The sequence below is a fragment of the Exiguobacterium sp. PFWT01 genome (assembly GCF_018255795.1).
Taxonomy (GTDB): Bacteria; Bacillota; Bacilli; order Exiguobacteriales; family Exiguobacteriaceae; genus Exiguobacterium.
On the sequence record NZ_CP073755.1, the window covers coordinates 2,873,583 to 2,880,728 of the forward strand.

Below are 7,146 nucleotides of genomic sequence, written 5' to 3' on the forward strand. Positions count from 1 at the left end.
TTCACTCCACCGTTGCGTATTGTCCCTGTTCGATATAGACGAGCAAGATTGACACGTCTGCCGGGTTTACGCCTGAGATACGGGACGCTTGTCCGATCGAAAGAGGACGAACTTGTTTTAGTTTTTGTTTCGCTTCTGTCGCGAGACCACCGATCGCATCATAATCCAAGTTTTCTGGGATTCGTTTCTCTTCCATGCGACGCATCTTCTCGACTTGTTCAAGCTGTTTGGAAATATAGCCTTCATATTTCACTTGAATCTCGACTTGCTCTTTTACTTCATATGACAATTCTTCCGTTGATGGAACGACTGTCATGAGTGCTTCATAGGATACTTCCGGACGTTTCAACAAGATGTTGGCATGTGTCGCTTCTTTGAGCGGGTGTGCACCGACCGATTCGAGCATCGCATTGACTTCAGGTGTCGGTTTGACGACGAGGGATGCAAGTCGTTTTACTTCTTTTTCAATCGCTACGCGTTTCTTGTTGAGGTGAGCGTGACGATCTTCTGAAAGTAAGCCGATCTCATACCCGATGTCGCTGAGTCGCAAGTCCGCATTGTCATGACGCAACAAAAGACGGTATTCGGCACGTGATGTGAGAAGACGATACGGTTCGTTCGTCCCTTTCGTCACGAGGTCATCGATCAAGACGCCGATGTACGCTTGCGAACGGTCCAAGATGACAGGATCCTTGCCGAGCACTTTGCATGCGGCGTTGATTCCCGCCATGATGCCCTGTCCAGCCGCTTCTTCGTACCCGCTCGTCCCGTTGATTTGTCCCGCTGTGAAAAGGCCAGGGACCGCTTTTGTTTCGAGCGTTGGCCAAAGCTGTGTCGGTACGACCGCATCGTACTCGATGGCATAACCAGGACGCATCATCTCTGAATTTTCAAGACCTGGGATCGTGCGAAGCATCTGATGTTGCACGTCTTCTGGCATACTCGTCGAGAAGCCTTGAACATAGATTTCTTCTGTATCGCGACCTTCTGGCTCCAAGAAGATTTGGTGACGCGGTTTATCATTAAAGCGAACGACCTTATCTTCAATCGATGGGCAATAACGTGGTCCCGTTCCTTTAATCGCACCCGAGTACATCGGTGAGCGATGCAAGTTCTCATCAATCAATTGGTGCGTGCGCTCACTCGTGTACGTGAGCCAGCATGGGATTTGTTCGATCAGATTCAAATCCGTCGAGGTGTACGAGAAGAATGATGGATTCTCGTCTCCTGGTTGAATCTCCGTCTTCGAGTAATCGATCGTCTTGCCGTCGATTCGTGGCGGTGTTCCCGTTTTGAATCGAACCAAGTCGAGACCGAGCTCTTCTAGATGCTTCGATAGCTCGACCGAAGGCATTTGGTTATTCGGGCCACTTTCATATGCCAATTCACCGATGATGATTTGACCGCGCATGAACGTTCCCGTTGTGACGATGACCGCTTTCGCGCGATATTCTGAACCTGTGTTCGTTACCACGCCACGTACTTCTCCGTCCTCAATCAACAAACGTTCGACTAGCGCCTGACGAAGCAGTAGATTCGGCTCGTCTTCTAGCACTTTCTTCATGTGATTTTGGTATTGGAATTTGTCCGCCTGTGCACGTAATGCACGTACCGCCGGACCTTTCGATGTGTTGAGCATCTTCATTTGGATGTAAGTCGCGTCAATCGCGCGCCCCATCTCGCCACCGAGCGCATCGATTTCACGTACGACGATTCCTTTCGCCGGCCCACCGATTGATGGGTTGCAATACATGAACCCGACCATATCGGGGTTCATGGTGAGCATCGCTGTTTTCGCGCCCATGCGAGCCGATGCGAGTGCTGCTTCAATCCCTGCGTGTCCGGCCCCGATGACGATGACGTCAAATTCGCCTGCCGTATAAGCCATATTCGTTCCTCCTTATTATTTCCCAAGACAAAACTGTGAAAAGAGCTGATCAATCAAGCTCTCCTGTACGGTATCTCCATTGATTTCACCGAGCGTATCCCACGCACGACGTAAATCGATCTGAACCATGTCGATCGGCATATTCATGACGGCACTCCCGAGCGCCTCATCAATTTGACCAATCGTTCGTTTGATTAATTGAATGTGTCGAGCGTTTGAGATATACGTCATATCTTGTGACTCGACCCCTTTTGCGAAGAAGAGGTTTGCGATGGCCGCTTCAAGGGCATCGATTCCTTCATCTAGTAAGAGCGATGTCGCCACAATCGGACGTCCTGCCGCTAGTTTCTCTAGCTTAGAAGAATCCATGTTTTGTGGCAAGTCTGTCTTGTTGATGATGATGATGGCATTCATTCCTTTTACTGCCTCAAATAACGCCTCATCCTCGACAGTCAATCCCTCGTGTCCGTTCAAGACGAGAAGGACCAAATCTGCCGCCTCTAACGCTTTTCTCGACTTTTCCACACCGATTCGTTCCACGATATCTTCCGTTTCGCGAATCCCTGCCGTGTCGATCAATTTGAGCGGAACACCTTTCACGTTGACGTATTCCTCAATCGTGTCACGTGTCGTTCCGGCAATTTCGGTGACGATCGCTTTCGTCTCTTGAACGAGCGTATTCATCAGAGAAGATTTACCGACGTTCGGTCGACCGATGATTGCTGTAGCCAAGCCTTCACGTAAGATTTTCCCTTGTCGTGCTGTCTCGAGTAACTGCTCGAGGACACGTTTGACCTCGCCCGCTTTCTCTTCGACGATGGCCTGGGTCATCTCTTCTGCGTCATACTCTGGATAGTCGATGTTGACCTCGACCGCCGCAATCGTCTCGAGCAACTGTTGACGTAACTCGCGAACGAGGCGTGACAAACGTCCTTCCATTTGCGCCATCGCAACGTTCATGGCCCGGTCCGTCTTCGCTCGAATGAGATCCATGACGGCTTCCGCCTGAGATAAATCGATTCGGCCATTTAAAAAGGCGCGCTTCGTGAACTCGCCCGGTTCTGCCAAACGGATGTCGGGTTGATCGAGAATGAGCTCAAGGACACGATTGACCGCTACGACGCCTCCGTGACAATTGATCTCGACGACATCTTCTCGCGTAAACGTCTTCGGTGCGCGCATAATACTGACCATGACTTCATCGACGATTTCGCCCGTATTAGGATATTTTAACGTTCCATAATGAATCGTATGTGAATCGACTGTTGTTAAGTCTTTCCCAGAAAACACATTGTTCACCGTTTCGACCGCCAAATCGCCCGATAATCGGACGATCCCGATGGCACCTTCACCCATCGGCGTCGAAATCGCTGTAATCGTGTCAAACTCTAGCATCTTTCTCCCTCCAAACCTAAACATCTTCTTCTATCATATGCATAACGAACCTACTATACACGATATTCGACTTGAACGAAAGAGTTGGCCCATCGATCAAGTCATTGCCATTCGACTCATCGTTTTCGTACAATAAAGGAATATATTTACATAGGAGAGAGGGCATCTATTATGAACCAACAAGACGCAATCCGAATCATCACCGAGCGATTAAAGCACGACGAAGCGGTTCAAGCGATTTTTATGAAGGGCTCATTCGGTCGGGGAGAAGCCGATGAACATTCCGATATCGACCTCTATGTCATGGTGCACCCCGATGAGGAGGCCTCCTTTCTATCCAGACGCCTCGAGCATTTAACCGCCTATCGTCCGATTCTGTTAAAAGACGAGATTCACATCGTCGCGCCACAACTCATCGCCGTCTTTGATGATTTTCTTCATCTCGACCTGTTCACGGTCACGCAAGAGACGTTGAATCATCAAGACTCGATTCTTGTGCTCTACGACCCACAACAGCGACTTGCTAGACACGTCACTTTCTTACAATTAGACGAAGCGGCAATCAGTGACCATGCGTTCGATACCGTGTGGTTCTTTTTCCAATATACAAAATCACGCAATCGAGGCAACGCGATGTGGGCAACGGAGATGCTCCGGCAAGGAATGGTTCATTTCGCATATGTGTTAGCCGCTCACCACACACCGGACCGGGCTTCCCTCGGTTTAAAAGATGTGACACAACGGCAAGAAATCGACCTTCGCTCATTTTATGACCACTTGACCCCCGCCTCACACGAAAAAGCCGCCCACATCTATCTGGAGCGACTTCAGGCAGAGCAAACTTTTTTCACATCACTACCTGGCTACAACGTGTTCGGACCGTTCATGGAACAGTTGATTCAACGAGAAACAAGCCGTCCTGGCATATAGGGCGGCTTGTTTTTTAGTATCTTGCTTGGCGTTTCGTCGAACGAATCGTGAAATAGAGGAACAGTTCCAGTATCGCGATGGCGATGAGAATGCCGCCGAACAGTTGGAACAAGACAAGTAGGCTACTGAACGGATTCGTCAACATGAGAATCCCGACACCTATCCACAATAGACTTCCAATCAAAAACCAGAGCCATCGTCCCGACATCGATTGACGGTAACCGAGTGCCTGAATCAGACGGATGATTCCACCGAATAAGAACAAGGCTCCGATCAAAATCGGGAGAAGACTAGCTAGCGTCTCCGCGAAGAAAAAGACGACCGCTGCCAAAATCAAATAGATGAGACCCATAAAGAAAGTGGGTGGCAACCCTCCCTGACGTCGACGCAACCCTTGAAAAATCATCCAAATCCCCATGATCGCTAAATAACCGGCAATGACATACACCATGACATCAAAGAAAAATCGAGGATATAACAAAATGAGAACACCAAGTACAAAATAAATGACCGCTTGCCATAACGTCGAACGTTCCAAACGCTGAATGAATGCCTCCATTTTCCCACACCTCCATTTACTCATTTCTATCTCTATTCCCCTCTGACCGGCTTGCAATCCCACAAAAAAAGCTGAGCGTCAGAAGACACTCAGCTTAGCGATTATTTACGCTTTTTCTTTTTGTTTTTCTTTTCTTCTTCAGCAAGCGCTGCACGCTCTGCTTCTTTCGCAGCGATTTTCGCTTCAGCCGCAACCTTCATCTTCTCACGCATCGGGAGCATGATGGCCATCGTGACGATGATCGAGATGATATAACCGACTACCCAGTATAACGAAAGGGCAGCTGGGAGGTTGATCGACATGACGAAGATCATAACCGGGAAGATATAAAGCATCATCTTCAATTGTGGGTTCTGTTCTTGACCCGCCATTGAGATTTTTTGCTGTGCGAACGTCAAGATTGCCGCTAAAATCGGCAAGACGAACGTTGGATCCGGAGCACCGAGGTCGAACCATAAGAAGTTCGCTTCGAAAATCTCAGGTGTACGGCGAATCGCATCATAGAATGCGAAGAGAATCGGCATTTGAATCAAGATCGGCAAACATCCCGCGAGCGGGTTAATTTGGTATTCCTGGTAAAGCTTCATCATCTCTTCTTGGAGTTTACGTTGTGTTTCCTGGTCTTTTGAGCTGTACTTTTCACGAAGCTTCAGCATTTCTGGTTGCAACACTTGCATCGCACCCATACTCTTCGTCTGCTTGATCATGAGTGGGAGAATCAATAACCGGACGATAATCGTCGCGATGATGATTGAAATCCCGTATTGCCACGGGCCACCGACCAAGTAAGCAACTTCCTTCAAAAGCCATGCGAGCGGCCATACAAAGTACTTCGCCCAGAAACCTTCTGTGTCAGCCGTTACTGGTTCGGCTTGGATGGTAGACGGATCCACACAGCCTGCCATCAGCATGATGACCGCGGTCATGGCAGCGAGTAATCCTAATTTTAGCTTTTTGCTCATAGTTCCTCCTACGCTTTCTTTATCAATTCTTTTTAACGCACACGTCGATCGGGCAATCTTATCAGACTCTAATTATATGAGAGAACAAATTCAGATTGTCATGGTCACCGGCCCTGCTTTTGCCAAACCTTGGCCCGTTTGAATACGTGTTTTAAACTCTCGGTCACTTCCGACTGCGTCAATGCGGTCGCAGGTTTTCGAGCGATGATGACATAATCATTCGGTGCAACGTTTGGTTCGAGCAAGCGAAGCGACTCACGCATCAATCGTTTCATCCGGTTCCGTTCCACAGCATTTCCAAGTTTCTTACTGACGGAAAGACCCACTCTGAAATGCGTTTGATCCGCTTTGAGCGTGTAGACGACAAACTGACGATTGGCCACGGAGCGTCCTTCGCGAAACACCGCTTGGAACTCTTCATTCTTTTGCAGGCGGTATTCTTTTTTCAAAATTCTCACTCCATCCTTCGCTTCAAAAATCGTCAACTAACATCATATCATATCCACATCATTTGAACGAGGGAGAATCCATGAAATACTACGTTTCTGTGACAAACTAAGACAAACTAAAAAATTGCCCGAGGAAAGGATCCCCGGGCAATCTTCATTCGAAATTATACAGTCAAGGCTTTACGGCCTTTACGACGACGAGCAGCAAGAATGTTGCGACCGTTTTTAGTCGCCATGCGTGCACGGAATCCGTGAACTTTCTTACGCTTACGGTTGTTAGGGTTGAAAGTTGGTTTCATGGTTACAGCACCTCCTCAAGATTAACGCTCTATTAGCAAGTTATAGTTTCATTTAAGGCAGTCTTTAAGATTATATAAATCGATTCAACAATTGTCAATGTATTTTCGGATGGTTTTCGAATTCGTAGAATGAGGCACTCAGAAAGCATTCATCCACATGGATTCGATCCTTATCCGAAGGACGAGTAGGGGATGAATGTATACACAACCTTTACGTATTTTATAAACGGTCTTTATAAATAGCCACGTTGAGCCATTTTATCCACAAAATCTCGAAGTTATCCACATTTATATGTGAATAACTCCTCTTTTTTCATATTCTCATTCTTTATTTTTTCATTTTCTTCTTTTACAAAAACAATCTTTCATTTCACTTCTTCCTCTTTTGTGTATAACTTTTTCATCTCATATTCCATCATTAGTGCTTTATCCACAATATATCCACAGGTTATCCACAAAACACACAGCATGTGGATAAGTGGGTGTGGATACTTTTCTTTATCTGTGGATAAATACCAAAAAGCATTGCCACGTCTATTTTATTTTGCTAAACTGAATGTGCACAAACTTGTGGATGAACAATTCGTGATTCCAAGATATACACAGGCTGTGGATAAGTGTTATCCCCATAATGAACACCATGTGGATAACTTTATCCACAGTT

At 47.1% G+C, this 7,146-nt stretch carries 7 protein-coding genes; 1 reads left to right on the forward strand and 6 read right to left on the reverse strand.

Translation table 11 applies throughout. The features are described from left to right. Nucleotide 1 precedes the first annotated feature (1 nt). Together mnmG and mnmE are read right to left on the reverse strand one after the other, a co-directional pair. Entirely contained in the window at nt 2-1,888 is a 1,887-nt protein-coding gene (mnmG, locus tag KD909_RS14910; protein WP_211782029.1) for a tRNA uridine-5-carboxymethylaminomethyl(34) synthesis enzyme MnmG, read from the reverse strand. Nucleotides 1,889-1,903: 15 nt separating this feature from the next. Further along, nucleotides 1,904-3,283, reverse strand: a complete 1,380-nt coding sequence (gene mnmE / locus KD909_RS14915; protein WP_031424082.1) for a tRNA uridine-5-carboxymethylaminomethyl(34) synthesis GTPase MnmE — start codon at nt 3,281-3,283, stop codon at nt 1,904-1,906. Nucleotides 3,284-3,454: 171 nt separating this feature from the next. On the opposite strand from mnmE, the gene KD909_RS14920 reads away from it, so the two are divergent. Continuing rightward, nucleotides 3,455-4,213, forward strand: a complete 759-nt coding sequence (locus tag KD909_RS14920) for a nucleotidyltransferase domain-containing protein (RefSeq protein WP_211782030.1) — start codon at nt 3,455-3,457, stop codon at nt 4,211-4,213. A gap of 13 nt (nt 4,214-4,226) precedes the next feature. Here KD909_RS14920 and KD909_RS14925 read toward each other — a convergent pair whose 3' ends face one another. The 4 genes from KD909_RS14925 to rpmH form a co-directional block, all read right to left on the reverse strand. Then, the gene (locus KD909_RS14925) at nt 4,227-4,772 is read right to left on the reverse strand and encodes an HdeD family acid-resistance protein (RefSeq protein WP_031424079.1); all 546 of its coding nucleotides are present in this window, start codon (nt 4,770-4,772) and stop codon (nt 4,227-4,229) included. 101 nt (nt 4,773-4,873) lie between these two features. Further along, the gene (gene yidC / locus KD909_RS14930; protein ID WP_015880218.1) at nt 4,874-5,734 is read right to left on the reverse strand and encodes a membrane protein insertase YidC; all 861 of its coding nucleotides are present in this window, start codon (nt 5,732-5,734) and stop codon (nt 4,874-4,876) included. Between the two features lie 104 nt (nt 5,735-5,838). After that, the gene (gene rnpA / locus KD909_RS14935) at nt 5,839-6,183 is read right to left on the reverse strand and encodes a ribonuclease P protein component (protein WP_015880217.1); all 345 of its coding nucleotides are present in this window, start codon (nt 6,181-6,183) and stop codon (nt 5,839-5,841) included. A gap of 164 nt (nt 6,184-6,347) precedes the next feature. Beyond that, a complete protein-coding gene (rpmH, locus tag KD909_RS14940; protein ID WP_015880216.1) occupies nt 6,348-6,482 on the reverse strand; it encodes a 50S ribosomal protein L34 in 135 nt (44 codons plus the stop codon). Nucleotides 6,483-7,146 lie beyond the last annotated feature (664 nt).

Excerpts from the sequence above, each read along its gene's own strand:
- mnmG (WP_211782029.1), bottom strand. The coding sequence starts at position 1,888 with ATGGCTTATACGGCAGGCGAATTTGACGTCATCGTCATCGGGGCCGGA.
- mnmE (WP_031424082.1), bottom strand. The coding sequence starts at position 3,283 with ATGCTAGAGTTTGACACGATTACAGCGATTTCGACGCCGATGGGTGAA.
- KD909_RS14920 (WP_211782030.1), top strand. The coding sequence starts at position 3,455 with ATGAACCAACAAGACGCAATCCGAATCATCACCGAGCGATTAAAGCAC.
- KD909_RS14925 (WP_031424079.1), bottom strand. The coding sequence starts at position 4,772 with ATGGAGGCATTCATTCAGCGTTTGGAACGTTCGACGTTATGGCAAGCG.
- yidC (WP_015880218.1), bottom strand. The coding sequence starts at position 5,734 with ATGAGCAAAAAGCTAAAATTAGGATTACTCGCTGCCATGACCGCGGTC.
- rpmH (WP_015880216.1), bottom strand. The coding sequence starts at position 6,482 with ATGAAACCAACTTTCAACCCTAACAACCGTAAGCGTAAGAAAGTTCAC.